At 70.2% G+C, this 24,951-nt stretch carries 24 protein-coding genes; 15 read left to right on the forward strand and 9 right to left on the reverse strand.

Going from position 1 to position 24,951, the window contains the following annotated elements:
* Positions 1-3: 3 nt before the first annotated feature.
* Positions 4-237, reverse strand: coding sequence for a glutaredoxin-like protein NrdH (gene nrdH, locus OVA17_RS00445; protein WP_058625194.1), 234 nt, complete (start codon positions 235-237; stop codon positions 4-6).
* Positions 238-623: 386 nt separating this feature from the next.
* Between nrdH and OVA17_RS00450 the strand changes: the two genes are divergently transcribed.
* A complete protein-coding gene (locus OVA17_RS00450) occupies positions 624-1,829 on the forward strand; it encodes an MFS transporter (RefSeq protein WP_267787543.1) in 1,206 nt (401 codons plus the stop codon).
* 51 nt (positions 1,830-1,880) lie between these two features.
* On the opposite strand, the gene OVA17_RS00455 is transcribed toward OVA17_RS00450, so the two are convergent.
* Positions 1,881-2,285: a pilus assembly protein CpaE gene (locus OVA17_RS00455; protein WP_210073940.1), complete on the reverse strand. Its 405-nt coding sequence runs from the start codon at positions 2,283-2,285 to the stop codon at positions 1,881-1,883.
* Positions 2,286-2,357: 72 nt separating this feature from the next.
* Here OVA17_RS00455 and OVA17_RS00460 point away from each other — a divergent pair, with 72 nt between their 5' ends.
* The 6 genes from OVA17_RS00460 to OVA17_RS00485 all read left to right on the forward strand — a co-directional run bounded on the left by OVA17_RS00460 (position 2,358) and on the right by OVA17_RS00485 (position 7,509).
* On the forward strand, positions 2,358-3,110 hold the full coding sequence (locus OVA17_RS00460; protein WP_267787544.1) for an alpha/beta fold hydrolase: 753 nt from the start codon (positions 2,358-2,360) through the stop codon (positions 3,108-3,110).
* 75 nt (positions 3,111-3,185) lie between these two features.
* Positions 3,186-4,346 carry an acyl-CoA dehydrogenase family protein gene (locus OVA17_RS00465; RefSeq protein WP_267787545.1) on the forward strand — a complete coding sequence of 387 codons (1,161 nt, stop codon included), beginning with the start codon at positions 3,186-3,188 and terminating at the stop codon, positions 4,344-4,346.
* Positions 4,346-5,620 carry a DUF445 domain-containing protein gene (locus tag OVA17_RS00470; RefSeq protein ID WP_210073934.1) on the forward strand — a complete coding sequence of 425 codons (1,275 nt, stop codon included), beginning with the start codon at positions 4,346-4,348 and terminating at the stop codon, positions 5,618-5,620. The genes OVA17_RS00465 and OVA17_RS00470 overlap by 1 nt, the downstream gene beginning before the upstream one ends.
* 76 nt (positions 5,621-5,696) lie before the next feature.
* On the forward strand, positions 5,697-6,047 hold the full coding sequence (locus tag OVA17_RS00475; RefSeq protein WP_267787546.1) for a gamma-glutamylcyclotransferase family protein: 351 nt from the start codon (positions 5,697-5,699) through the stop codon (positions 6,045-6,047).
* Positions 6,044-7,048 (forward strand): arginase family protein, encoded by a 1,005-nt coding sequence (locus tag OVA17_RS00480; protein ID WP_267787547.1) that lies wholly within the window; start codon positions 6,044-6,046, stop codon positions 7,046-7,048. The genes OVA17_RS00475 and OVA17_RS00480 overlap by 4 nt, the downstream gene beginning before the upstream one ends.
* On the forward strand, positions 7,045-7,509 hold the full coding sequence (locus OVA17_RS00485; RefSeq protein WP_267787548.1) for a SixA phosphatase family protein: 465 nt from the start codon (positions 7,045-7,047) through the stop codon (positions 7,507-7,509). Before OVA17_RS00480 ends, OVA17_RS00485 begins: the two co-directional genes overlap by 4 nt.
* Here the strand turns inward: OVA17_RS00485 and hutI are convergent.
* Genes hutI through hutH form a run of 3 tightly spaced genes read right to left on the reverse strand, consistent with a single transcriptional unit; the run spans position 7,499 to position 12,060 of the window.
* Positions 7,499-8,716, reverse strand: coding sequence for an imidazolonepropionase (gene hutI / locus OVA17_RS00490; RefSeq protein WP_267787549.1), 1,218 nt, complete (start codon positions 8,714-8,716; stop codon positions 7,499-7,501). The two genes, OVA17_RS00485 and hutI, sit on opposite strands and share 11 nt — an antisense overlap.
* Entirely contained in the window at positions 8,713-10,482 is a 1,770-nt protein-coding gene (locus tag OVA17_RS00495; RefSeq protein WP_267787550.1) for a urocanate hydratase, read from the reverse strand. The genes hutI and OVA17_RS00495 overlap by 4 nt, the downstream gene beginning before the upstream one ends.
* A 39-nt stretch (positions 10,483-10,521) precedes the next feature.
* Positions 10,522-12,060, reverse strand: a complete 1,539-nt coding sequence (hutH, locus tag OVA17_RS00500) for a histidine ammonia-lyase (RefSeq protein ID WP_267787551.1) — start codon at positions 12,058-12,060, stop codon at positions 10,522-10,524.
* Positions 12,061-12,121: 61 nt separating this feature from the next.
* Here hutH and OVA17_RS00505 point away from each other — a divergent pair, with 61 nt between their 5' ends.
* Positions 12,122-12,895: an IclR family transcriptional regulator gene (locus OVA17_RS00505; RefSeq protein ID WP_267787552.1), complete on the forward strand. Its 774-nt coding sequence runs from the start codon at positions 12,122-12,124 to the stop codon at positions 12,893-12,895.
* A gap of 37 nt (positions 12,896-12,932) precedes the next feature.
* On the opposite strand, the gene OVA17_RS00510 is transcribed toward OVA17_RS00505, so the two are convergent.
* Positions 12,933-13,931: a LacI family DNA-binding transcriptional regulator gene (locus OVA17_RS00510; RefSeq protein ID WP_267787553.1), complete on the reverse strand. Its 999-nt coding sequence runs from the start codon at positions 13,929-13,931 to the stop codon at positions 12,933-12,935.
* A 205-nt stretch (positions 13,932-14,136) separates the two neighbouring features.
* Between OVA17_RS00510 and OVA17_RS00515 the strand changes: the two genes are divergently transcribed.
* From OVA17_RS00515 to OVA17_RS00530, 4 genes are all read left to right on the forward strand, one after another.
* On the forward strand, positions 14,137-15,387 hold the full coding sequence (locus OVA17_RS00515) for a sugar ABC transporter substrate-binding protein (RefSeq protein WP_103206298.1): 1,251 nt from the start codon (positions 14,137-14,139) through the stop codon (positions 15,385-15,387).
* 2 nt (positions 15,388-15,389) lie between these two features.
* Positions 15,390-16,496: a carbohydrate ABC transporter permease gene (locus OVA17_RS00520; protein ID WP_103206297.1), complete on the forward strand. Its 1,107-nt coding sequence runs from the start codon at positions 15,390-15,392 to the stop codon at positions 16,494-16,496.
* A 77-nt stretch (positions 16,497-16,573) separates the two neighbouring features.
* Positions 16,574-17,407 (forward strand): carbohydrate ABC transporter permease, encoded by an 834-nt coding sequence (locus OVA17_RS00525; RefSeq protein ID WP_267789330.1) that lies wholly within the window; start codon positions 16,574-16,576, stop codon positions 17,405-17,407.
* Positions 17,404-19,359, forward strand: a complete 1,956-nt coding sequence (locus OVA17_RS00530) for a glycogen debranching N-terminal domain-containing protein (protein ID WP_267787554.1) — start codon at positions 17,404-17,406, stop codon at positions 19,357-19,359. The genes OVA17_RS00525 and OVA17_RS00530 overlap by 4 nt, the downstream gene beginning before the upstream one ends.
* 202 nt (positions 19,360-19,561) lie before the next feature.
* On the opposite strand, the gene OVA17_RS00535 is transcribed toward OVA17_RS00530, so the two are convergent.
* A complete protein-coding gene (locus OVA17_RS00535) occupies positions 19,562-20,038 on the reverse strand; it encodes a YbaK/EbsC family protein (protein ID WP_267787555.1) in 477 nt (158 codons plus the stop codon).
* Between the two features lie 207 nt (positions 20,039-20,245).
* Between OVA17_RS00535 and OVA17_RS00540 the strand changes: the two genes are divergently transcribed.
* Positions 20,246-21,319 (forward strand): Glu/Leu/Phe/Val dehydrogenase family protein, encoded by a 1,074-nt coding sequence (locus tag OVA17_RS00540; protein ID WP_267787556.1) that lies wholly within the window; start codon positions 20,246-20,248, stop codon positions 21,317-21,319.
* 67 nt (positions 21,320-21,386) lie between these two features.
* On the opposite strand, the gene OVA17_RS00545 is transcribed toward OVA17_RS00540, so the two are convergent.
* Together OVA17_RS00545 and OVA17_RS00550 are read right to left on the reverse strand one after the other, a co-directional pair.
* Positions 21,387-21,725, reverse strand: a complete 339-nt coding sequence (locus OVA17_RS00545; RefSeq protein ID WP_210073916.1) for a histone-like nucleoid-structuring protein Lsr2 — start codon at positions 21,723-21,725, stop codon at positions 21,387-21,389.
* A 210-nt stretch (positions 21,726-21,935) separates the two neighbouring features.
* Positions 21,936-22,277 (reverse strand): histone-like nucleoid-structuring protein Lsr2, encoded by a 342-nt coding sequence (locus tag OVA17_RS00550; protein WP_307455613.1) that lies wholly within the window; start codon positions 22,275-22,277, stop codon positions 21,936-21,938.
* Between the two features lie 175 nt (positions 22,278-22,452).
* Between OVA17_RS00550 and OVA17_RS00555 the strand changes: the two genes are divergently transcribed.
* Entirely contained in the window at positions 22,453-23,952 is a 1,500-nt protein-coding gene (locus OVA17_RS00555; RefSeq protein ID WP_324289904.1) for an amino acid permease, read from the forward strand.
* Positions 23,953-24,090: 138 nt separating this feature from the next.
* Positions 24,091-24,846, forward strand: a complete 756-nt coding sequence (locus tag OVA17_RS00560; protein ID WP_267787558.1) for an SDR family oxidoreductase — start codon at positions 24,091-24,093, stop codon at positions 24,844-24,846.
* The last annotated feature ends 105 nt before the right edge of the window (positions 24,847-24,951 follow it).

Below are 24,951 nucleotides of genomic sequence, written 5' to 3' on the forward strand. Positions count from 1 at the left end.
GGATCACGCGAGGCGCGAAGCGAGCTCGTCGATCTTGTCGGGACGGAAGCCCGACCAGTGGTCCTCGTCGGTGACGACGACGGGTGCCTGAAGGTACCCGAGCGACTTGACCTGCTCGAGCGCCGACGGGTCTTCGGACAGGTCGAGCACGTTGTACTCGATGCCCTTCGAGTCGAGCGCACGGTAGGTCGCGGTGCACTGGACGCAGGACGGCTTGGTGTAGACCGTGATCGCCATGTCGTTCTCTCTCTCCCCTGGAAAATCTGTGTTCGGCCGGGCAGGGCCAGCCGGGACCTCAATACTACATATGGGGACGGACATCGGAAGGCACCACAAGGGGTAGTAGTTACAGCGATGTGATTTTCCACCGTCTCTCCCCATGTACAACACAGGTTGTCCACGATTTCATCCACAGATCGCACCCCTTCCGGAACGTTGTCGACGGGCGCGATTCCGCGGATTTGGCGGGACCGGTCGATGTCTGTCCACAGGTCGGACGGTAGACGGGGGGTCCGACATTGCACAGGCGAGCAAATTCGCCCGAGGGCGTGTCGCGGCGTGTCGCGGCGAGCCGGTACGAGGACGCCTCGGCGCATGTCGGAGGTCGGCTGTAGCGTTATCCGGTGGCCGGCTACCGCGAACTCCTCAAAACCCCTGGCGTGGGGCGCATCATCGCCGCACAGTTGACGGCGCGTTTCCCCAACGGCATGACCAGCCTCGCGGTGCTCCTCCACATCGAACACGTCACGGGTTCCTACGGAGCGGCGGGGCTGGTGCTGGCCGCCACGAGCATCGGCCAGGCCGTCGCGGGCCCGGTCACCAGTCGCTGGATGGGCATCTGGGGTATGCGGCGCGTCCTCACCGTGACGCTTCTCGTGTGCGCGGCCGCGATCGCAACCCTCGCCCTCATCGAGATGCCGCTGCCCCTCTACATGGTGCTCGGCCTCATCGCCGGCTTGTCGACCCCTCCGGTGCAGTCGGCCGTCCGCACCATCTATCCCAAGATGGTCAACTCCCAGCGGCTCACCCCGCTGTACTCGCTCGACGCGTCGCTGCAAGAGATCATCTGGGTCCTCGCGCCCGTGCTCATCACCCTGGTCGCAACGCAGGTCGGCACCGTCCCGGGTCTGCTCCTCGTCGTGATCATCCTTCTCGGGGGCGGGGCGTGGTTCATCCTCAGTCCCGAGGTCGGCCGCGTGCGCATCCCGCGCAGCCGCCGCGGCCTCGGCCGCGTGCTCGCCAAGCCGCCGGTCATCCTCGCCACCGCGACCGGCTTCCTCCTCATCGGCGCCTGCTCGGCCGTCGAGGCGGGCGTCGTGGCCACCTTCGACCACGGCGGCCTCGAGGCCGGCCTCATCCTCGCCGTCTTCGCCGTCGGCAGTCTCGCCGGCGGACTGTCGTTCGGTCACATCCCCATCGGCCCCTGGGCCATGGCGCGCCGCTTCGCGATCGTGGCCCTCGGTCTCTCGCTCACGATCTTCTCGCTCAACGCGTGGTGGATCGGCGCCACCCTCCTCGTCGCCGGCGCCGGTATCGCGCCGGCCCTCGCGGTGATGTTCGCGATGACCTCTGCCAGCGTCCGCTTCAGCGAGACCGCCGAGGCCTACGGCTGGATCGGTACCGGCCAGCTCATCGGTGCCGCCGCGGGCTCCGCGGTGGCCGGCTTCCTCGTCGACGGCGTCGGCCCCACCGGTGCGTACATCGCCGCCGCAGGCTTCGCCCTGGTCGGCTTCGTGGTCGCCGCGGTGTTCGTGCGCGGCTTCCCGGATCTGCGGCACCGAGATGCGAGCCCCATCCCCGACACCGAGCCGGTGCACACCATCACCTGAGCGGATGCCGGGGCGATCGGCATCCCGCACCCGAACCGCCCGAGCCGTGGGTCAGTGCGTGCGCCGCAAGAGCTCGAGCACCGCGAGCGCGTACGCGTCCGCCGGTGCCGGGTGGTCGAACACCAGGGTCGAGCCGCCGACCGAGATCTCGACCTCGTAGGTGTCGGAGAGACGTCGCAGAGAGCGGAAGGTCGAGCGCAGCATCTCGCGCAACTGGGATTCCGAGGGCAGCCAGAGAGCGTCTTCGGTGGCGACGGAGTCGAGCGCCCACTCCGTCGTGCCGTTGAAAGCGAGGATCCGACCGGTGGGGTAATCCCGCGGCTCCACCGTCATGTCGCTCACGGTGAAGACGTCGGCCTCGAACTCCGGCTCGTCGAGCTGAAAGCGGTCACCGGAGAGCGGATGCCACACCAATCCCGCCTCACGCAGGGCCTGGGCCAACTCGGTCGAGATCATGGCATCCATTCTGGGGGCGTTCTGTGACGGCCGGTCGCCTGTCGTCCGCGTGGACGGAGCAAGATGGATGCCATGTCGACACCCGTGACCCTCCCCCGACTGTCGTGGGGCGACCCGCACGGACCGCAGGCGCTGCTCGCCCACGGACTCGGTTCCGACGGCGCGCTCATGTGGCGCTACGGCGTGGCGCTGGCCGACGCCGGGTGGCACGCGGTCGCGGTGGACCTCCGCGGCCACGGTGACGCCCCGCGCACCCTCGACTACCGCCTGTCGTCGTACGCGGCGGATCTGATCGGCACGACGCCCTCAAGCGGCGGTGCGTGGGACGCGGTCGTCGGTCACTCGCTCGGCGGTGCGTCGTCGACACTCGCCGCGGCTCAGCGTCCCGCTTGGACCCGCCGGCTCGTGCTCATCGACCCGGCCATCGCCCTGTCGGAGGACGACCGCGAGGTCGTACGCGTGGGCCAGGAGCAGTCGTTCGCCGACCCGAGCATCGAGGCCGTGCGCGCGGTGCATCCCGAATGGCATCCGATCGACGTCGAGTTGAAGGCGCGGGCGACGCAGCGCGCGAGCCGCTGGGCGGTCGAGCAGACGAGTCTGCAGAACGCCGTGTGGGACGTGCGCTCCGCCGCGGCCTCTCTCACGGTGCCGACGCACGTGGTGGGCGCCGACCCGGCCGTGCACTCGATCTTCACGGGCGAGCTCGCGGCCGAGGTGCTCCGGAACCCGGTCGTGACGATGGGCGTCATCGAGGGCGCCGGGCACTCCCCGCATCGCGATCGCCCCGAGGCCGCCGTCGCGGCGGTCCTGCACGCCCTCCGCTGACGCCGCGCATACGCGATGTGCGGCGCGATGCCACCCCCGCACGCAATGTCGGCGGTGCCGAGCAGAATGGATGCCATGACCTCGTTCGACCCGGCTCGGTACCTGCCCGACGACCTGCTCGCGCGCATCCGTGAGCGCGCCGTCGAGCACGACCGCGAGAACACCTTCCCGCACGACGACCTCGACGAACTCCGAGCGGCCGGGTATCTCGGCATCCTGGTGCCATCCGACCTCGGTGGCGCGGGGCTGAGCCTCGCCGAGGCGTCGCTCCTGCAGCAGCGTCTCGCGGGCGCGGCCCCGGCGACCGCCCTGGCCGTCAACATGCATCTGGTGTGGACGGGGGTCGCGAAGGTCTTGAGCGACCGCGGCCTGAACGATCTCGAGCACGTCCAGCGGGGCGCTGCGGCAGGAGAGGTCTTCGCCTTCGGCATCAGCGAAGCCGGCAACGACCTCGTGCTCTTCGGCAGCGACACCGAGGCCCGCCCCGACGGTGACGGCGGCTACACGTTCACGGGGACCAAGATCTTCACCTCGCTCTCCCCCGTGTGGGACCACTTGGGCGTGCACGGGCTCGACGAGACATCGGCCGACGGACCGAAGATGGTGTTCGCGTTCCTGGACCGCAGCGACGACGTCGTCGCCCACGACGACTGGGACACACTGGGCATGCGCGGCACGCAGAGCCGCACGACCGAACTGCGCGGGGCCCACGCTCCCGCCGACCGCATCGTGCGTCGCATCGACCCGGGCCCTCAGCCCGATCCGCTCGTGTTCGGCATCTTCGCCGTCTTCGAGATCCTCTTGGCCTCGGTGTACACCGGCATCGCGCGACGTGCGCTCGACCTGGCCGTCGCAGCCGGGACCTCGCGGCGGTCGAAGAAGACGGGCACGACGTACGCCAACGACCCCGACATCCGGTGGCGTGTGGCCGACATGGCGCTCGCTTACGACGCGCTTCCGCCGCAGCTCGCCTCGCTGGCCTCCGACGTGGACACCCTGGTCGACCACGGCGGTCGGTGGTTCGCCCTGCTCTCCGGCGTGAAGTACCGCGCGGTCGCCATGGCGAAAGAGGTCGTCGACGACGCGATCCTCGTCGGCGGCGGCTCGGCGTACTTCTCGCACAACGAACTGAGCCGCCTGTACCGCGACGTGCTCGCCGGGATGTTCCACCCCTCCGACTCCGAGTCCGCCCACTCGACCGCCGCGGCCGCCTGGCTCGGGCCGGTGACCGCGTGATGGCGCGCACGCCCACCCGCGCGCTGAGCCCGGCCGATCAGGAGCGCCGCCGCGCCCTCCGCGTGATGAAGGGCGTGGCCCTCGGCGCGCTCCTCGCGATGGCCATCGTCTTCGCCGTCTCGTTCTCGCTGCAGCGCGAGGTGGAGTGGTTGCAGTACGTCCGGGCCGCGGCCGAGGGCGGCATGGTCGGCGCCCTCGCCGACTGGTTCGCGGTCACCGCGCTGTTCCGCCACCCGCTCGGGCTGCCGATCCCCCACACGGCGATCATCCCCCGACGCAAAGACGAGATCGGGCGGCAGTTGGGCGAGTTCGTCGAGACGAACTTCCTCGAGGGCGACGTCGTACGGACCAAGCTCGAATCGACGCCCCTGTCGGCTCGCGCCGGAGCCTGGCTGGCCGTCCCCGCCCACGCCGATCGCGTCGCGGCCGAGGGGGCGACGCTCGCCTCGAGCGTCCTCACCGCGCTCAGCGACGACGACGTGCAGGGCTTGATCGAAGACCTCGCCCGCGAGCACCTGCTCTCGCCCGACTGGGGTCCCTCCCTCGGCGGCTGGCTCGAACGCGTCGTCGGCTCGGGCGCCCACCACGGCGCCGTCGACCTCGCCCTCGACAACATCGCGGTATGGCTCGGCAACAACCGCGACACGTTCCAGGGGCTCGTCTCGCGGCGGCTTCCGTCGTGGGTCCCGAGTATGGCGGCGCGCCTCGTCGACGACACCGTCTATCGGGAGGCCGTGCAGTTCGTCGACGCCGTGCGGGCCGACCCGAGCCACCAGGCACGCGGGGCGATAGACGGCTACCTCGGCCGCCTCGCCGACAGCCTGCAGCACGATCCCGCGACGATGGTGCGCCTCGAAGAGGCCAAGGCCGCGGTGTTCGACAGCCCGCGCGTACGGCAGCTCGCCGCCGACGCCTGGAACACCGCCAAGGCCGGACTGTTGCGGTCGCTCGCCGACCCCGAGAGCGCTCTGCGTCGCCGCGCCGCCGCCGCCCTGGCCGAGGTCGGCGGCCGCCTGCAACGCGACGCTGCGCTGCAGAAGCGCGTCGACGGATGGGTCACCGACGCGGCGGTCTTCGTCGTCGGTCGTTATCGGCACGACATCGCCTCGATCATCACCGACACCGTGGAGCGGTGGGATGCCGAAGAGACCACCGAGAAGATCGAGCTCATGGTCGGCCGCGACCTGCAGTACATCCGCTTGAACGGCACGATCGTCGGCGCTCTCGCAGGGCTGGTGATCTTCACCGTCGCGCATCTGGTGTGGGGATCATGACGATTCGCGCAATCGCTGGCCGAATCATCACGCTCGCGCCGCCCGGCGCCCTCGGTGCGTGAGTAGCCTGGTCCGCGTGAGCGACGCTTCGGACATGGAGTCCCTCTTCACGTATGGGACGCTCCAGCTGCCCGACGTGCAGCTCGACACCTTCGGCCACCGTGTGGAGGGTGCCGAGGACGCCCTGGCCGGGTACCGGCTCGAGTGGACCGACATCGCCGACGACCACGTCGCCCAGCTCTCGGGTCACGACCGTCATCCGATCCTCCGTCGCACCGACGACGCGCGAGATCGCGTCTTCGGTCGCGTGCTGCTCCTGACGCCGGAAGAACTCGACGCCGCCGACGAGTACGAGGTGTCGCTCTACCGCCGCGCCTCGGTCGTTCTCGTCAGCGGTGTCCGCGCCTGGGTGTACCTGGCCGCATGAGCGCCCTGTCCGTCGATCCTCTGTGGCCCCGTGCCGGGGACTGGCCCGCGCCCCACGGCACGACGATCCCGGATGCCGTCCTGCTCGGCGTTCCCGCCTGGCGCACGTCGCTCTCTCCCACCGGAGCAGCGGCGACCCCCGCCGCCGTCCGCGAGGCGCTCCGCCGCTTCTCGCCGACTCTGCTCGGACCGCCGCCCGTCGACCTGAACGGCGCGCTCCGCATCGCCGACGCCGGTGACGTGCACGACCCCGACGGCCGCGAGGGAGAAGCGCGCGTGCGCGCCGCCGTGGCGGACCTGTCCGCGGCCCGGCTCGTCGTCGCTCTCGGTGGCGACAACTCCGCCACCTACGCGGTGGCCCAGGGGCGCGGAGCGGGCGGCCTGATCACCCTCGACGCGCACTTCGACCTCCGCGACGGGGAATCCAACGGCTCCCCCGTGCGACGGCTGATCGCCGACGGCCTCGACCCCCGGCGCATCGTGCAGATCGGCATCGCCGACTTCGCCAACTCGGCTGCCTACGCCCAGCGCGCTCTCGACGCCGGCATCACCGTCATCACGCTCGACGAGGTGCGCCGACGCGGCATCGCCGAGGTCGTCGCCGAGGCGCTGAGAGTCGCGGCGGGCCGGCCGGTCGATCGGCCGGGCGACGGACCCCTCACCGTCGTCGGCAGCGAATCGGCCGCTTCTCCCCCCGACGGACCGGCCGCCGGCCGGTTCGCGTTCCCGGGGGTCGGCGCCTCGTCCCCCGGCATCCACCTCGACATCGACGTCGATGTGTGCGACCGCTCGGTCGCCCCCGGCTGCCCCGCGAGCGTTCCCGGCGGTCTCGCCGCCTGGGAGCTGCGGGCCCTCGTCCGCGCGCTCGCTCAAGACCCCGGCGTCGTCAGCGCCGACGTCGTCGAAGTGGATGCCACGGCGGACGCCCCCGATTCCCGCACCGTGCGACTCGCCGCACTGTGCGTACTCGAGCTCTTGGCAGGATTGGCGGAAAGACGATGATCCAACTCGTCCTCGCGCGACACGCGAAATCGGACTGGGCCGATGAAGGCCTCGCCGACCACGACCGCCCCCTGAACCACCGCGGCCTGCGCGACGCCCCGGCGATGGCCCGGACGATCGCTCGCAAGGGCGTCCGACCCGAGGCGATCCTCTCCAGCACCGCGCTGCGCGCTCGGCAGACGGCCGAGGCGTTCGCCTGCGTCTTCGACGCCGAGATCACCGAGCAGGCGGAGCTCTACCTCGCCGATCCCGCACAGGTGCTGGCCGCGGCGCGCGCCGCCGGAGTCGACGAGGTCATGGTCGTGGCGCACGACCCCGGGATGAGCGCGCTGGTCTCACGCCTGGCCGATCGCGACGAGCGCATGGTCACGTGCGCCGTGGCGATCTTCACCTGGCACGAGGGCACCTGGGACGACGTCGACGCCACCCCTCCCGACGAGTTCGAGCTCGTCACCCCATAGGCTCGGCGATCAGCCCGTCCTTCCACACCCGCCGCACGAGCGGTACCCCCGGCCGGTAGGCCAGGTGCACCCGCGACGGCGCGTCGAGCAGCACGAGGTCCGCCTTGGCGCCGGGCTCGATCACGCCGACGTCGGTACGACGCAACGCGCGCGCTCCGCCGGCCGTGGCTGCCCACACGGCCTCGGCCGGTGTCATCCCCATCTCGCGGACGGCGAGGGCGATCATGAGGGGCATCGAGCTGGTGAAGCTCGACCCCGGGTTGCAGTCGCTCGCGAGGGCGAGCGTCACGCCGGCTGCGAGCAGACGACGCGCATCGGGGTAGGGCTGCCGGGTCGAGAACTCCACGCCCGGCAACAGGGTCGCGACGGTTCGAGAGCCGGCGAGCGCGATGACGTCGTCGTCCGTCAAGAAGGTGCAGTGATCGACCGCGGCCGCACCCATCGCGACGGCCAGTGCCGCCCCCGCGCCGTAGCCGAGCTGGTTCCCGTGCACCCGGATCCCGAGCCCCTTCGCCCTCCCCGCCTCGAGCACACGCCGGCTCTGTGCGGGCGTGAAGGCCCCGGCCTCGCAGAAGACATCGACCCACCGCGCGTGCGGCGCGACGGCGTCGAGCATCGGTCCCACGACGAGATCGACGTAGTCGTCAGCCCGCCCCGCGAACTCCGGTGCGACGACGTGTGCGCCGAGGAAGGTGACCTCGTCCGTCACCTCCGCGGCCAGCCGCGCAAGACGCGTCTCGGTCGCAACGTCGAGGCCGTACCCGGTCTTGATCTCGAGCGTCGTCGTCCCCTGGGACCGGCACTCTCCGACGAACGCCCGGAGCCGCTGGCGAAGTTCGTCTTCGGATGCCGCTCGGGTTGCCGCCACCGTCGTGCGGATGCCGCCCGCCGCGTACGGCTCCCCCGCCATGCGTGCGGCGAACTCCGCCGCGCGGTCGCCGCCGAAGACGAGGTGCGTGTGGCTGTCGACGAAGCCCGGGATCACCGCGCGCCCCCCGGCGTCGACGACGTCGACCCCTCCGCCGGCGTCCGGAACCCGGTCCGAAGGACCCGCCCACACCACGTGCCCGCCGCGGACGAGCACGGCCGCACCCTGCACCGTCCCGCACGGATCACCGTCGACGGCGACGTTCGTCGTCAGCTCCCCGATGTTCGTCAGCAAGAGGTCGCCCGCGGGGCTGATACCACCCGGTGCCGGAGCGCTCATGGCATCGGCACCGTGAGCCCGCGGTCGGCCGCCACCTCGCGGGCGCGGTCGTATCCGGCATCCACGTGTCGCATGACGCCCGTTCCGGGGTCGTTCACGAGCACGCGCGCGAGCTTCTCGGCCGCCAGCTCCGTGCCGTCCGCGACGCACACCTGCCCCGCGTGGATGCTCCGGCCGATCCCGACGCCCCCTCCGTGATGCAGCGACACCCATGAGGCACCGCTCGCCGTGTTGAGCAGGGCGTTCAGCAGCGGCCAGTCGGCGATCGCATCCGAACCGTCGGCCATTGCCTCGGTCTCGCGGTAGGGCGAGGCGACGGAGCCCGCGTCGAGGTGATCGCGACCGATCACGATGGGCCCCGAGAGCTCGCCGGAGGCCACCATCTCGTTGAACTTCAGCCCCGCGAGGTGGCGCTCCTGGTAGCCGAGCCAGCAGATCCGCGCCGGCAGCCCCTCGAAGTGCACCTGCTCGCCGGCCTTCTCGAGCCAGCGGTGCAGGGCGGCATCTTCGGGGAAGAGCTCGGCCACCGCGCGGTCGGTCTTGGCGATGTCCTCGGGATCCCCGGACAGCGCGACCCACCGGAAGGGCCCCTTGCCCTCGGCGAAGAGCGGACGGATGTACGCCGGCACGAACCCCGGAAAGGCGAAGGCCCGATCGTACCCGCCGAGCTCGGCCTCGCGGCGGATCGAGTTGCCGTAGTCGAAGACCGCGGCTCCCGCATCCTGGAACTCCACCATCGCCTTCACGTGCGCCGCCATGCTCTCGCGCGAGCGGCGGGTGAAATCCTCGGGGTCGCGCGCGGCGTCGGCCTGCCACCGGTCGACCGGCGTCCCGACGGGCAGGTACGACAGGGGGTCGTGCGCGCTCGTCTGGTCGGTGACGATGTCGATCCGGATGCCGCGGGCCCGCACCTCCGGGAAGACCTCGGCCGCGTTCCCTTCGACGCCGACCGACAGCGCTTCACCCGCCTCACGCGCCGCGGTCACCCGCTCGATCGCGGAGTCGAGATCGAGAGCGACCTCGTCGAGGTAGCCGTGGGCGACGCGTCGGTCGAGCCGCGCGCGGTCGACGTCGACGATGAGCACCGCCCCGCCGTTCATCGTCACCGCCAGAGGCTGTGCCCCGCCCATCCCGCCGCATCCGGCGGTAAGGGTCACGGTCCCCGCGAGCGACTCGCGACCGAGGGAGCGAGCCACCGCCGCGAAGGTCTCGTACGTGCCCTGCAGAATCCCCTGGGTGCCGATGTAGATCCACGAGCCCGCGGTCATCTGTCCGTACATCGTCAGCCCGAGTTCCTCGAGGCGGCGGAACTCGGGCCACGTCGCCCAGTCACCCACGAGGTTCGAGTTGGCGATGAGCACGCGCGGTGCCCACTCGTGCGTGCGGAAGACGCCGACGGGCTTGCCCGATTGCACCAGCAGGGTCTCGTCGGGCTCGATCTCGTCGAGGGTGCGCACGATCGCGTCGTATGCCGCCCACGACCGCGCAGCCTTTCCGGTGCCGCCGTAGACGACGAGGTCGTCGGGCCGCTCGGCGACCTCGGGATCGAGGTTGTTCATGAGCATGCGCTTGGCCGCCTCGGCGCCCCAGCTCTTCGCGGTGCGCTGGGCGCCGCGCGGCGCGCGGATCGGAGGGCGGGAGCCGGATGCCGAGGCCCCGGCCCGCGGCGCGGTCGCGGCGTCGGGGGTCGAGACGACGGCCGACGCGTCTCGCTCCGAGGCGTGGGCGCCGGAGGCCGTCGAGGGCGATGCTGTCGTGTCGGTCATGGCGGGATCTCCTTCGATCAGGGCGGGAACAATCGCGCTCTACGCGCGAAGGACGACGTCGAGAGCGGTGCGAGCCACCGCTCCCGAGGCGACGAGCTCGGTCACGGCCTCGATCTCGGGCGAGACGAACCGGTCGGGACCGGGGCCCTGCACGCGCTCGCGGACGAGGTCGCGAACGGCCCCGGTGACCGGCGCGGGCTGGAGCGGGGCGCGCAGGTCGAGGGCACGGCATCCGGTGAGCACTTCGATCGCGAGCACCCGAGCGAGTCCGTCGATCGCCCGGCGGAGCTTGCGGGCGCCGGCCCAGCCCATCGAGACGTGGTCTTCCTGCATGGCGCTCGAGGGGATCGAGTCGACCGACGCGGGGGCGGCGAGACGTTTGAGCTCCGACACGATGCCCGCGGCGGCGTATTGCGCGATCATCAAGCCCGAGTCGACCCCGACCTCATCGGCGAGGAAGGGGGGAAGCCCGTTGCTGCGCGAGACGTCGAGGGCGCGATCGGTGCGGCGCTCCGACATCGACGCCACGTCGGCCACCGCGATGGCGAGGAAGTCGAGCACGTAGGCGACGGGCGCGCCGTGGAAGTTGCCGTTGGACTCGACGCGTCCGTCGAGCGTGACGACGGGATTGTCGACGGCCGATGCCAACTCGCGATCGGCGACCAGGGCGGCGTGCGTCATCGTGTCGCGGGCGGCGCCGTGCACCTGGGGAGTGCAGCGCAGCGAGTACGCGTCCTGAACGCGCGTGCACTCGGGGCCGCGATGGCTCGCGACGATCGCCGAGTCGGCGAGGAACGCGCGGAGGTTCGCCGCCGAGTGGGCCTGACCGAACTGCGGACGCAGCGCCATGAGGTCGGCGGCGAACACGGCATCCGTTCCGAGCTGCGATTCGATCGAGATCGCCGCCGAGACATCGGCCGTGGTCAGCAGCATCTCGAGGTCGTGCAGCGCCAGCAGAAGCATGCCGAGCATGCCGTCGGTGCCGTTGATGAGGGCGAGGCCCTCTTTCTCGCGCAGGGCGACGGGGGCGATGTGCGCCGCAGCGAGCGCGTCGGCGGCTGCCCGAAGCTCCCCCGACGCGTCGCGCACCTCGCCCTCACCCATGACCGCCAGGGCGACGTGCGACAGCGGAGCCAGATCGCCCGAGCAGCCGAGCGAGCCGTACTCGCGCACGACGGGGGTGATCCCCGCATTCAGCAGGGCGGCGTAGGTCTCGACGACGACGGGGCGGACGCCGGTGCGCCCGGTGGCGAGGGTCTGCAAGCGCAGCAGCATGAGGGCGCGGATTACCTCGCGCTCGACCTCGGCGCCGGTTCCGGCGGCGTGCGAGCGGATGAGGCTCGCCTGCAGCTGCGCCCGGCGGTCCTCGGCGATGAAGGTCGTCGCGAGGGCGCCGAAGCCCGTCGAGATGCCGTAGTGCGGCTGCGGGTCGTCGGCGAGCCCCTCGATGAGCGCGCGTGTGTCGGCCACCCGCTGCAGAGCGTCGGCGTCCACGTCGACCCGGGCATCGTGGCGGGCGACGTCGACGACCTCGCGCGGGGTGAGGGGGCTGGCTCCGACGGTGACGCGTGCGTTCATACGCCGATTCCATCGCCTCGGGCGATACGGAATGCGGGGGATCTGGCATCCTGTGTCTGTCATGCCAGACAAACCCCGCCCTCAAGTCCCCGCCGCCGACCAGACGTTGCGGATCCTCTCGCTGCTCGCGCGGCAACCGGGGCCGATGGCCGCGCAGTCGATGGCGACCGCGCTCGGGATCCCCCGTTCCAGCACCTACCACCTGCTCGCGACTCTCGAGCAGCACGGCTACGTCGTGCACCTTCCGGGCGACCGGCGCTGGGGCCTGGGGACGGCGGCTTTCGAGCTCGGCGGCGGTTACGCCCGGCAACAGCCGCTCGCCCGCCTCGGTCGGCCGCTGCTCGCGGGGCTGTCGGACCGCGTCGGCGAATCGGCGCACCTCGCCGTGCTGGCCGGGCGAGACGTGCTCTACATCGTCGAGGAACGCGCCCCGCGCCGCCCCGCGCTCGTGACCGATGTGGGCGTCCGCCTCCCCGCGCACCTCACCGCGACGGGCCGGGCCATGCTCGCCGCGCTCCCCCGCGAGCAGGTTCGGGCACTGTTCCCGGATGCCACCGCCCTCACGCTGCGCCACGACGCGGGCCCCGCCACGCCGCGTGACCTGCGCGAGCTGCTCCGCGAGGTTCGGGCAGCGGGTCACGCGAGCGAGGACGGCGAGATCACCCCCGGATTCCGCTCCGTCGCCGCCGCGGTGCTCGATCACGCCGGGTGGCCCGCCGCGGCCGTGGCGATCACGTGGCCCGCCGACGGGGCCGAGCGTGATGCGGAAGCACTGGCGTCCGCGGCATCCGCGACTGCCGCCGAGCTCGCCCGACGCATCGGCCACCCCGCCTAGTCGCGCGCCGCTCAGTACCGGGCAGGACCGTGGCGCCTCAGCGCATCACCAGCCGCGGCTCCACGAGCACGTGGGCGGCCCCGGCCGTCGCGGCGCGCGGCGCGACGACCGTGCCGTTCTCGCCCATGAGCAGATCGAGAGCGCCGGATGCCACCCTCTCGGGCAACTGCTCCACGCTCGAGAGCCCGAGCGCTTCGACGGCGGGGGTGTTGTCGAAACCGATCACGGCGACATCGGGGCGACCAGCCAAGGTCACGGCGAGATGCGCGCCGATCGCGAGCGAATCACTCGCGCAGACGATGCCGCGCACGCCGGGGTCGGCCGCCAGGCCCGCTGTGACCACGTCGCGCGCGGCGGCGACGTTCTCTTCGACGACCCATCGCGGCCCCGAAGCTGAGCTCTCGCGCCAGCCGCGCTCACGATCGTCACCCGTGCCCGAGCCGGAGGGCCACCCGAGGAACGCGATGCGCGCTACGCCCCGCTCCTGCAGGTGTATCGTCGCCGCGCGAGTTCCCGCGGCCCCGTCGACATCGACCCACAGATGCGCGGGCGCCTCGACGTCGTTCTCGCCCCACGGGCGACCGAACGAGACGAACGGCAGCCCGCGGTCCACGAGCCAGCCGGTGCGGGGGTCGCCGTGGAAGGTTCCGGTCACCACCACGGCATCCACCTCTCCCCCCTCGAGAAGGTCGCCGAGGCGGGCGATCTCTTCTTCGGGCGTGCGCGCGGCGTAGAGCAAGACGCGCATGTCACGTTCTCCCGCACGTTCGGTGAGGGCGTGCACGAAGCGGTCCAGGACGACGCCTGAGATACCACCGGCGTAGGGATCGAGATGGATGCCGATGGTCGAGCTGCGTCGCGTGCGAAGCCGACGGGCGGCGGCGTGCGGCCGATAGCCGAGCTCGGCGATCGCCGCCTCGACCCTCAGGCGCGTCGCTTCGCGGACGATATCCGGCGTGTTGACGACGTTCGAGACGGTCTGCCGGGAGACCCCCGCGACACGCGCGACGTCGTCGACGGTGGGCGCCTTCGCCATGTCTGCCCTCCCCCTCAGTCCGCTCCGGAGAGATCCGACCGGGCCGCCACGAGTCCGGCCAGATCGTCAGCCTAGGACGCCGGGCACCCTCTTGACAGCCAGGCCCACCGTTCTTTACCGTTGTCAAACCGTCATTTGAACGTTCAAAAGATGGCCCTCCGAGCACCTGCGGAGGGGTCGCATGCCTCATCGAAGGAGAGAGACAATGACACGGCACACCCCCAACCGCCGGGCGCGAACCTGGCTCGGAGCCGGCGCACTGCTGACCACCGGCGCCCTGGCCCTGACGGCCTGCGGGTCGGGCTTCAACGACACCCCCGGCGAAGGTCAGGCCTCCGGCGGCGGCACGCTCAGGCTCCTCATCGGCTCGTCGGGCGACGCCGAGACGAAGGCCGTCACCGACGCCGTCGCCGCCTGGAGCGAGCAGTCGGGCGTGCAGGCCGAGGTCCAGACCGCCAACGACCTCCCCCAGCAACTCTCTCAGGGCTTCGCGGCCGGGTCTCCGCCCGACCTCTTCTACCTCGCCCCCGAGGCCCTCGCCGGCTACGCCGCAAACGGCTCGATCGCCGCCTACGGCGACGACCTGGCGAACAAGGACGATTTCTATCCATCGCTCGTCGACAACTTCACCGTCGACGGGAAGTTCTACTGCGCACCCAAGGATTTCTCGACCCTGGCCCTCATCATCAACACCGACCTCTGGTCGGCGGCAGGGCTGACGGATGCCGATGTCCCCACGACCTGGGACCAGTTGGCATCCGTCGCCCAGAAGCTCACCACCGACGGCCGCGTGGGCCTGGCGTTCGGCGCCGAGTACCAGCGCATCGGAGCCTTCATGGCCGAGGCCGGCGGCGGACTCGTCACCGACGGCAAGGCCACGGCGGACAGCTCCGCGAACGTCGAGGCGCTGAATTACGTCAAGACGCACCTGAATGACGGCACGTTCGCGTTCGCGTCCGACGTGGGCGCCGGGTGGGGCGGCGAGGCGTTCGGCACCCAGAAGGCCGCGATGGTCATCGAAGGCAACTGGATCACCGGCGCCATGTCGGCCGATTACCCGGGCGTGAAGTATCAGGTCGCCGAACTGCCCGCGGGTCCCGGTGGCAAGGGAACGCTGCAGTTCACCAACTGCTGGGGCATGGCCGCCGACAGCGGCAACCAGGATCAAGCGCGCTCGCTCGTCGAGTACTTGACCTCCACCGACCAGCAGCTGGCGTTCTCGAAAGCCTTCGGCCCGATGCCCTCGATCCAGTCGGCCGCCGACGCGTGGAGCGCGGCGAACCCCGACCTCACGGCGTTCCTCTCCGGTGCCGAGAACGCGCAGTTCCCGCCGAACATGGCCGGCGCCGCCGACGTCATCACCGACTTCAACGCCCAGCTGGAGTCGCTGAAGACGGGTGACCCGCAGGCGCTGCTGCAGACGGCGCAATCCAACCTCGAGGCCATCACGAAGTAGCCATGAGTGCTCTCACCTCAGCGCCGCGTCGCGCCGGATCCTCCTCCCCGGGAATCCGGCGCGGCGAGGCCGCCGCCGGCTGGCTGTTCACCGCCCCCGTGCTGATCATCCTGGGCGTGTTCCTGCTCGTCCCCGTGCTCATGGCGCTGTGGGTGAGCTTCTCTGACTGGACCGGGCGCGGCAGCCCCTTCTCGCCCAACGTCGGCTTCGTCGGTCTCGACAACTACGCCGCCGTCACCACAGGCGGCGGTCTCGCCGAGCGCGACTTCGGCACGGCGCTGCGCAACAACGCCTGGTACGTGCTGCTGGTCGTCCCCCTTCAGACGGCGCTGTCACTGTTTCTCGCGGTGCTGGTCAACCGCGCGATCCTCCGCGGCCGGGGGCTCTTCCGCACGGCCTTCTACTTCCCCTCGGTCACGAGCTCGGTGGCCATCACCGTGCTGTGGCTCTTCCTCTTCTCGGCATCCGGAGCCGTCAACGAAGTACTGTCGTGGCTCGGCATCAATGGACCGAACTGGTTCAGCGATCCCTCGGGCGTCGTGCACAACCTGCTCGGCGCCGTGGGGGTGACCAGCGGCCCCGCGTTTCTGACCGGCAATACGCTGCTCGGCGTCTCGTGGTGGGACTGGCTCGCCGGTCCGTCTGTCGCGATGTCGGCGTTCATCCTCATGGCGGTCTTCACCACCTCGGGCACGTTCATGCTGTTGTTCATCGCGGGCCTGCAGAACATCGGTGCCGATGTGCAGGAGGCCGCCATGATGGACGGCGCGAACGGCTGGCAGCGGTTCTGGCGCGTCACCCTTCCGCAGCTCAAGCCCGTGCTGTTCACGGTGCTGACCCTCGGCCTCATCGGCACCTGGCAGGTGTTCGACCAGATCTACACGGGCACCCAGGGCGGCCCGGGCAAGACGACACTCACCCCCGCCTACCTCAGCTACTCCTCGGCGTTCCTGTCGCAGCAGTGGGGCCAGGGCGCGGCGATCGCTTTCGTGCTGTTCGTGATCATCGTGGCGCTGACGATCCTGCAGCGGTTCGTGCTGCGCGATCGTCCCGTGTCGAAGCGGCGCCTCCGCCAATACGACGTGCACACGAAAGCAGCCCGACGATGACCGCGACCGCATCCCCACAGACCACGGTCCTCGCCGAACAGCGCCTCGGCGGACCCGAGAAGCCGACGAAGCACCGCATGTCGCGCAAAGCCCTCGGCTGGCAGATCGGCCTCTACGCCCTTCTGGTCGTGCTCGCCGTCATCTACATCTACCCCTTCCTCGTACAGGTGGCGACGTCGTTCAAGACGGATGCCTCGGCGGCGGCCGACCCGATCTCGCTCGCGCCGCAGGCTTTCACGTGGGCGGCGTACGAACGGTTGTTCCTCAACTCCGACTTCCCTGTATGGTTCGGCAATTCCGTCGTGGTCACCGTCTTCGTCACCGCGGGGCGCGTGTTCTTCAATTCGCTCGCCGGATACGCGCTCGCGCGGCTGCAGTTTCGGGGGCGCGGTCTCGTCTTCGCCGGACTCATCGCGGTCATGGCTGTTCCTACCGTCGTGCTGCTCATCCCGAAGTTCCTCGTGATCAACCAGCTCGGCATCTACGACTCCTACGCCGGCATGATTCTCCCGCTGCTCGTTGATGCCGCGGGCGTCTTCATCATGAAGAACTTCTTCGAGTCGATCCCACCGTCCGTCGAGGAGCAAGCGCGCATCGACGGGGCGGGGACCTTTCGCATCTTCTGGTCGGTCGTCCTTCCGATGGCTCGACCCGCGCTCATCACGATCGTCATCCTGTCGTTCCAGGGATCGTGGAACGAGCTGAGCCACTTCGTCATCTCCACCCAGTCCCCCGAGCTGACCACCCTGACCAAGGGCGTGGCCTCTCTGGCCAGCGGGCAGCTCAGCCAGGGCAGCCAATTCCCCCTCAAACTCGCGGCCGCGGCCATCATGACGATTCCCGTCGCCGTGGTGTTCTTCATCTTCCAGCGCCGCATCATGAACGCCAGCGAAGGAGCCGTCAAAGAATGACCACCGCCCCCACGATCACCCCGCCCGCCGCAACCGCCGTCGCCCCGGCTGCTCTGCAACCGCTGCTGAACGACGCCCTGATCGTGCTGCGCGCCCCGACCCAGGTCTGGTCCGACACCACGGGCGACATCGGCTCCGCTGCCGTGCACGGGGTCTACCACGGCGACGTGCGACACATCCGGGCACTGACCGTGTCGTGCGACGATTCCACGATCGAGTGGATCTCGGCCGCTCCCGACGGAGCGTCGCGCGTGGTCTTCGGCGGGCTCCTGCGCGGGATCGACGACACGACCCCCGACCCCAAGGTGCGGCTTCTGCGCGATCGGCGGGTTGCCGACGGCGTCGTCAGCGAGTCGTGGACCCTGCGCTCGCGTCTCGACCGGCCCGTTCGCGCCGCATTGCATCTGCGGGTCGAGCCCGAGTTCGCGCAGTTGCACGAGGTGAAGTCCGGTCACGCGCTCGCTCGCAGCACCGACGTGACGGTCGACGGTGGTGGCGCGCGCGTCAACGCCGGCGCTCTGGGGCTCGAACTGATTGCTCCCGGGGCCCGGGTGGCATCCGGCGTCGACGGCGTGGTCGCCGTCTGGAGCGTCGAGGTGCCCGCGTTCGGCGAGGTCGAGATCGGCTGGTCGCTCAGGCTGCGCGATGACACCCTCGTTGTGGACTCCGCCACCGCGCCCGCCCGGTGGGATGCCGCGGGCGTCGCCGCCGGAGCTCCCGACGCGCGCCTGTCCCGGTGGCTGCGGACGGCCCTCGACGATCTGGACGCCCTGCGTCTGGCGCTTCCCGACCACCCGCTCGATGAATTCTTCGCCGCCGGGGCACCGTGGTTCTTCACCCTGTTCGGACGCGACTCCATCTGGGCCGCGCGCCTCACCCTGCCGGTGGACCGTGAGATCGCGGCATCCACCCTCCGCGTGCTCGCGCGCCTGCAGGGGACTGATGACGACGCACAGACGGCGCAGGAGCCCGGCAAGATCCTGCACGAACTGCGTGCTTCCGCGCTCGAGATGCCGGGTGAGGGGATCGTGCTGCCCCCGAAGTACTACGGCAGCGTCGACTCCACTCCGCTGTGGATCTGTCTGCTGGCCGATGCCCACCGTGCCGGCATGCCCGACGGCGAGGTGCGCGAGCTGCTGCCCGCGCTCCGCCGGGCGCTCGGCTGGATCCGCGACTACGGCGACAGCGACGGCGACGGCTTCCTCGACTACATCGACCGGCTCGGCACGGGCCTGTCGAATCAGGGGTGGAAAGACTCCGGCGACTCGGTCCAATGGCGCGACGGCAGCCTCGCCGAAGGACCGATCGCCCTGTGCGAGGTGCAGGCCTACGCCTATGAGGCCGCTCTCGCCGGCGCCGACCTGCTCGAGCGTTTCGGAGACACCACCGATGCCGACGACATCTCGTTCTGGCGCGTCTGGGCTGCCGATCTCAAGACGCGTTTCGCCTCGACGTACTGGGTCGAGACGCCCGAGGGGCGGTACCCGGCGATCGCGCTCGACCGCGACAAGCGCCCCGTCGACTCCCTCACCAGCAACATCGGGCATCTTCTCGGCACCGGCATCCTCTCCTCCGACGAAGAGGCGCACGTCGCCTCGCTGCTGCTCGGTGAGACCATGTCGAGCGGTTTCGGCATCCGCACATTGTCGACGGACGCCGCGGGGTATTGGCCCCTGTCCTACCACGGGGGCAGTGTCTGGGTGCACGACACCGCGATCGCGGCGCACGGCATGCTGCGCGCGGGACTCGTCGAGTCGGCGCGGGCGGTGGTGGAGGGGCTGCTGGATGCCGCCGAGGGCTTCGGGTACCGCGTTCCCGAGCTGCACGCCGGCGATCCGCGGTCACACTCGTCCGTGCCGACGCCCTACCCGGCCGCGTGCCGGCCCCAGGCGTGGTCGGCAGCCGCCGCGGTGGTGTGCCTGACCGCGCTCGCGCCCGCCCCCGGGGAGTGAGCCCGCCGGGCGGTGGTGGCCCGAGCGCCACCGCCCGGCGCCCCCTCCACGGTGGGGCGCCAGAAGTGGCCCCGGGCCACCCCCGTGGCTTTGGGTACACACCGCGGCCACCCCCGCCCGGCCCTCCCTCGCGCCGGGGCACCAGAAATGGCCCCGGGGCATCCCCCATGGCCCCGGGGCCACAGCCGACCGCCGCGCGACCTCACGCCACCCGCGTGACCGTACCGCCGGTCAGCCGCACGAGCTCGGCGAACGTCAACGGGAACACGGTGTGCGGGGTGCCGCCCGCGGCCCAGATCTCGGGAAAAGCGGCGAGATCCTCGTCGACGATCGTGGTCAGTGGATGCGGGTGCCCGGTCGGCGCGACTCCCCCGATGGGCTGCCCGGTGGCGGCCAGCACCTGTGCGGGACTGGCACGACGGATGCCGCCGCGCCCGAGCCGCTGGGCCAGAGCCCCCGTGTCGACGCGGTGCGCACCGCTGGTCATGACGAGCAGGGGTTCGTCGTCACTCCAGAACACAAGGCTGTTCGCGATGGCCCCGACGTCCACCCCCAGGGCGGCGGCCGCGAGGGCCGCGGTGGATGCGGCATCGGGGAGTACGACGATCTGACCGTCGATTTCCGCGGCCTGCAGGGACGCGGCGACAAGACGACTGCGGGTGGGGAGGGCGTCGGACATGCCGCCCAGCCTAGGTCCGTCTGCGTGTCCCCCTCCCCCGCCCGCCGTCACACGATCCGCTCGAGGTCGTATGGTGTGGCGCCGTCCGGGCTCCCCGTCGCTGCACTCGCATCCGACCGCCTCACCCGTCAGAATGGATGCCGGATGCCGCAACGCCGCGGCCCCCGACAAGCGCTGCCCACAAGGCGGCCGACGACAAGGAACGCGATGACCAACGCTCTGCCCCTGCCCGATTTCACGCACGAACGCGTGGAGGTGATCACGGGGCGACGCAGCGGTCTGCTCGTCGCCGTGGCGCTCCACTCCTCGGTCCTCGGCCCCGCTCTCGGCGGTGCGCGCCTGTGGACGTACCCCTCGTGGACCGACGCGCTCGGCGACGCTCTCCGCCTCTCGGCGGCGATGACGCTCAAGAACGCCGCTGCCGGTCTCGACGCGGGAGGCGGCAAGTCCGTGATCGGTCTTCCCGAGGGCACGGTGCTCGACCCCGACCGGCGGCGAGCCGCCTTCCTCGACCTCGGTGACGCCGTCGACAGTCTCGGTGGCCTGTACCGCACCGCCGAAGACGTGGGCTCGACGACCGAGGACATGCTCGTCGTGAGCGAGCGCACCCCGCACGTCGTCGGCCTGCCCGACACCGTGGGCGGCTCGGGCGAGCCCGCGGGCCCGACGAGCCTCGGCGTCTACGCCTCTCTCATCGCGACCCTCGAACGCGCCGTCGGCACGCGTGACGTCGCCGATCGCCGCATCACGATCGCCGGCCTCGGGCAGGTCGGCGGACGCCTCGCCGAGCGCCTCGCCGCCGAGAACGCCGTCCTCACCGTCACCGACGTGAACCCCGCCAAGCGCGCCCTCGCCGCCGAGCTGGGCGCGTCGTGGGTCGAGCCGAGCGAGGCGCACCTCATCCCCGCCGATGTCTTCGTCCCCGCGGGCATCGGCGGCGTCCTCACCGACGAGGTGATCGACGCCCTCGACGCCCGCGCCGTGTGCGGCCCCGCGAACAACCCGCTGGCCGACCGCTCCGGTGCCGACCGGCTCGCGGCCCGCGGCATCCTCTACGCCCCCGACTTCGTGGTCAACGCCGGAGGGGTCATCTATCTCGACCTGGTGGCCAAGCAGCGCGGCACTCTCGACGAGATCATGGGTCGCGTCGCCGGGATCGGCGACACCGTCCGTCGCGTGTTCGACGAAGCCGCGACCCGGGGCGTGACACCGCTCGCCGCTGCGGAGGGGCTCGCCGCCGAGCGACTCGCCGCGGGCGCAGGTCGCACCGCGCTCGTCTAGATCGCGGCGGGAAAGAAGAAGAACCGGATGCCGCTCGCGCGGCATCCGGTTCTTTTGTTCGAGAACGTCAGTGAGCGGCGTCGTAGGCCGCGAGAACGGTAGCGGAGATGCGTCCCCGATCATTGATGGGGAAACCATTCTTCTGCGCCCACGATCGCACGTCGATCAAATCTCGGGTGGGAATGGCGCGTCCCCGGGGAGTGCGTCGAGGGGTGGCCGGAGACGACCCGATCGGTCGTGCGGCAGAAATGAACGGCCGAAACGCGTCGCGCAGTATCTCGGCATTCTGGGGAGACAGATCGATCTCGTAGGAACGCCCTTCCAGAGAGAAGGTCAGAGTGGTTCCGTCTTCGATGACCGATCCGTCGAGATCATCGATCGTCTGCGTGATGTGCTTTTTCGCCATGCCGCGACCATATGCCGCCGACGAGGCGCATTCCGGGCCGCGCTTTCAAATTTCACCCGTCAGCTCGCCTGCTTTCACCGGCCCCGACCGCCGACCGGCCGTTCCGCGATTCCCTGCGGGTTCGGCGGCTTTGGTCGAGACGGTCTGGCGAACGTAGGAATCCTCTCGGCCGGTGCTCTCACATCCGGCCGAGAGGATCGGGACCGAAGATCAGGAATTCGCCTCGGCGTACGCGTCGAGAATGGTGGCGGGTACGCGGCCGCGGTCGCTGACCGTGTGGCCGTTCGCGCGCGCCCATTCCCGGACGGCTCCGAGATCGACGTCATTCGAACGGCGAGCGGCCCGGGGCCGACGCGCGGCCGAATTGCCACGGGACACCGAGCGAGCGGCATCCACGAACGGAGCGATCGCCGAGTAGAACTTGTCGGCATTGCGGTCGGAGAGGTCGATCTCGTAAGCGCGACCTTCGACGGAGAAGGTGATCTGCTTTCCCTGCCCGTCTTCGAGAACGGAGCCGTCGAGGTCGTCGACGAGGTGCGTGATGTGCTTCATAGCCATAATACGAAAAACCTTACACCCGCATTCAATGAATTTCCCGCATAAGTCCTCTCCGGTAAAAGCACCGGGTGTCCAGCGCGCCGCGAGATAGGCACGACCGCCGTCGGGGGACTATCCTCCACGGGTGGTGTTCGCTCCCAGGACCCACTCGAGACAGAGGATGCGTCGCGTGAGTCTTTTCCGTACCAAGTCGGTGGAGCAATCCATCGCCGACACCGATGAGCCCGAGTTCCGCCTCAAGAAATCCCTCAGCGCCGTCGACCTGACCGTCTTCGGCGTCGGCGTCGTGATCGGTGCGGGCATCTTCACGCTGACCGGTCGAGCCGCCCATGACGTCGCCGGTCCCGCCGTGGTGATCAGCTTCATCATCGCGGCGATCGCCTGTGGTCTGGCGGCCATGTGTTACGCCGAGTTCGCCTCGACCGTCCCCGTATCGGGATCGGCGTACACCTTTTCGTATGCCTCTCTCGGTGAGCTGTTCGCCTGGATCATCGGGTGGGACCTCATTCTCGAGATGTTCCTCGGCGCGAGCGTCGTCGCCCAGGGGTGGAGTGCTTACCTCGGCACCTTCCTCCAGCAGCTGGGAATCATCCTTCCCCCGGAGATCTCGTACGGCGGTGTCGTCGACCTTCCGGCGATCCTGCTCGTCCTGGTGCTCGGTGGGCTGATGACCCTCGGCATCAAGGAATCCCTGCGGGTGAACCTCGTTCTCGTGGCCGTCAAGCTCTTCATCGTGCTCTTCGTGATCATCGCGGGCATCATGTTCATCAACCCGGCCAACTACAGCCCCTTCGTTCCGGACTCCGTGCCGACCGAGTCGGCATCCGGGCTCACCCAGCCGCTCCTGCAATTCCTCTCTGGGCTGCAGCCCGCCACCTTCGGTGTGGGTGGCATCCTGGCCGGCGCCGCCCTGGTGTTCTTCGCCTACATCGGTTTCGATGTGGTGGCGACGACGGCTGAAGAGACCAAGCGCCCCCAGCGCGACCTGCCGATCGGCATCATCGCCTCGCTCATCATCTGCACGATCCTCTATTGCGCCGTCGCAATCGTCGTCACCGGCATGGTGCCCTACTCCGAGCTCAACCCCTCCGCGGCCCTCGCCAACGCTTTCGCATTCCACGGTCAGACGTGGATGGCCACCGTCATCGCCGCGGGCGCCGTCGCCGGTCTCACCACCGTGGTGCTGACGTTGATGATCGGTGCGACCCGCATCATCTTCGCGATGTCGCGTGACCGCCTGCTCCCCGGTGCCCTCGCCAAGGTGCACCCGCGCTTCCGCACCCCGTGGGTCATCTCGATCCTCGTCACCGTCATCGTCGCGATCGTGGCCGGTGTCACACCCATCGGCGTGCTGGAAGAGATGGTCAACATCGGAACGCTCTCCGCGTTCGTCCTGGTTTCGATCGGCGTGATCGTGCTCCGCCGGAAGCGCCCCGACCTCAAGCGCGGTTTCCGTGTGCCGTGGAGCCCGGTGCTGCCGATCCTCTCTGCACTCATCTGCACCTACCTCATGCTCAACCTGTCGGTCGAGACGTGGCTGCGCTTCCTCATCTGGCTGGCCCTGGGCTTCGCGATCTACTTCGCCTACTCGCGGAGCCACGCGCGCGTCGGCACGGGCGCCCCGCTCGGCCCGACCGCGCCTCGAGTGGTCTCGCCGCCGAAGGAGTAACCGCAGAAGTCATCGGATGCCACGCCCCGTCGTTCTCAGAACGCTCGGGAGCGTGGCATCCGTCGTTCTACAGGTACCGGCGATCCCGCGATGGCGAAGCCCTGGTCATCGCGCCCGCGGCGTTCGAGACTGGCCTCCATGAACATCACCGGAAACACCGTCTTCCTCCCCGGCGCTACGAGCGGGATCGGCCTGGCCCTCGCCGAACGACTTCGTGACGCCGGCAATACCGTCGTCGTGGGCGGGCGGCGCCGGGAGCGTCTCGATGAGGTCGCGGCCGCGGGCGGGTTCGACACCGTCCTCATCGACACGGCCGACGCCGAGTCCATCCGCGCGGCGAGCGCCGAGGTCGTTCGTCGTCACCCCGACCTGAACGTGGTCATCGCCATGGCGGGGATCATGCGCGTCGAGGACTGGACCGCGGGCCCCGAGGTCCTGGCATCCGCTGAGGAGACCGTCATGACGAACGTGCTCGGTCCCCTGCGGCTCATCGCGCACCTGCTCCCTCACCTGCAGAGCCGACCGGATGCCACGATCATGACCGTCTCATCGGGTCTGGCGTTCGTGCCGCTGCGCGCAACCCCCACCTACAATGCGACGAAGGCCGCCATCCACCTCTTCAGCGAGTCGCTCCGTCTGCAGCTCGAGGGGACGAGCGTCTCGGTACTCGAACTGGAACCGCCGTCGGTCGCCACCGACCTGCTGCCCGGGCAGCGCGAGAGCTCCTTCGCCATGAACCTTGAGGACTTCGCGGACGAAGTGATGACGATCCTCCGCGAGCAGCCCGACGTGACCGAGGTGCAGGTCGAGCGTCTCGGGTTCCTCCGCCGGGCCGAAGCCGAGGGACGCTACGCCGAGACGGTGCGCCAGCTCAACGCCGCAGACCCGCACTGAACCGCCCCGGGCGATACCCATCCGGGTGGACGGGGCGGCCTCCGCGATTCCCGCGGGCGGCACGACGGCCGTCGCCGTGCGAGCGGAGGTCGTCGACGCCATCCG

It is taken from the genome of Microbacterium sp. SL75, from assembly GCF_026625865.1.
Lineage (GTDB): Bacteria > Actinomycetota > Actinomycetes > Actinomycetales > Microbacteriaceae > Microbacterium.